The 1,171-nt window shown below is 67.0% G+C and carries 1 pseudogene; it reads left to right on the top strand.

Features of this window, described 5'->3' with window-relative positions:
- Nucleotides 1-67 precede the first annotated feature (67 nt).
- Nucleotides 68-1,123: pseudogene (locus tag EN939_RS35010) on the top strand (M24B family metallopeptidase); the annotation flags it as partial.
- Nucleotides 1,124-1,171: the final 48 nt, after the last annotated feature.

The raw sequence follows: 1,171 nt of genomic DNA, 5'->3' as shown, positions 1-1,171 counted from the left end.
GCACGGCGCCTGATTTGTCGGCCGAGGCCTGCAGCGCCTTGACCTCGCTGATCGTGTGCAGCCATGGATCGAAGCCGAGCCGTGCGCCCTTGCCAAGAGTGGCGCGAAAATCGCGCTCGACCCGGTGCTGGCGGCCGACCGGCTGCGCATGCTGGTCGAGGCCAATGGCGGCGCCGTCGTTGCAGCAGCAGACCCCGCCCGCATCCCGCGCGCCACCAAGAACCAGGCCGAGATCAACGGCTCGCGCGCCGCGCATCGGCGTGACGGTGCGGCCGTGGCGAAGCTTCTGTGCTGGCTGGAGCGGCAAAAACCCGGATCGCTCGATGAGATATCGGTGGTCACCCGGCTGGAGGAGACGCGACGGCAGACCGGCGAGGAAACGCAGATGCCGCTGCGCGATGTCTCCTTCGACACCATTTCGGGCGCCGGTCCGAACGGCGCCATCATGCATTACCGCGTGTCGCGCGCCACCAGCCGCAAGCTGCAGGCCGGCGAGTTGTTCCTGCTCGACTCCGGTGCGCAGTATCAGGACGGCACCACCGACATCACGCGCACCGTGCCTATCGGCCAGCCGACGCAGGAGATGCGCGAACGCTTCACCCTGGTGCTGAAAGGCATGATCGGCATTTCCACGCTGCGCTTTCCCGCCGGCACGCGCGGTTCGGAAATCGATGCCGTCGCGCGCATGGCGCTGTGGAAGCACGGCTGCGACTTCGCCCACGGCACCGGCCATGGCGTCGGCTCATATCTGGCGGTGCATGAAGGGCCGCAGCGTATCGCCCGCACCGGCACCGAAAAGCTGCTCGAAGGCATGATGCTGTCCAACGAGCCGGGCTACTACAAGGAAGGCGCCTACGGCATCCGCATCGAGAACCTGATCCTGGTGACACCGGCGCAAGAGATCGAGGGCGGAGACATCGCCATGCACGGCTTCGAGACGCTGACGCTGGCGCCGATCGATACCAGGCTGGTGCAGTCGGACCTCCTGACGCGCGACGAGTTGCACTGGCTGGACTCGTACCATGCGCGCGTGCTGGCCGAGATCGGCCCGATGCTCGACGGCGAAACGCTGGCCTGGCTGGAAAAGGCCACCGCCCCGCTGCCGCACGACGCGAAGATTTGAAATCAGTCTTGGAAGGTCGGCGCCGCCCCTCATCGCCCTGCCGGGCAC

Origin of the sequence: Mesorhizobium sp. M7A.F.Ca.CA.002.05.1.1 (genome assembly GCF_003998335.1) — a bacterium.
In the GTDB taxonomy this organism is placed as follows: domain Bacteria; phylum Pseudomonadota; class Alphaproteobacteria; order Rhizobiales; family Rhizobiaceae; genus Mesorhizobium.
Note: the sequence above shows the minus strand (reverse complement) of the source record. Positions and strands in the feature narration are given on the sequence as shown.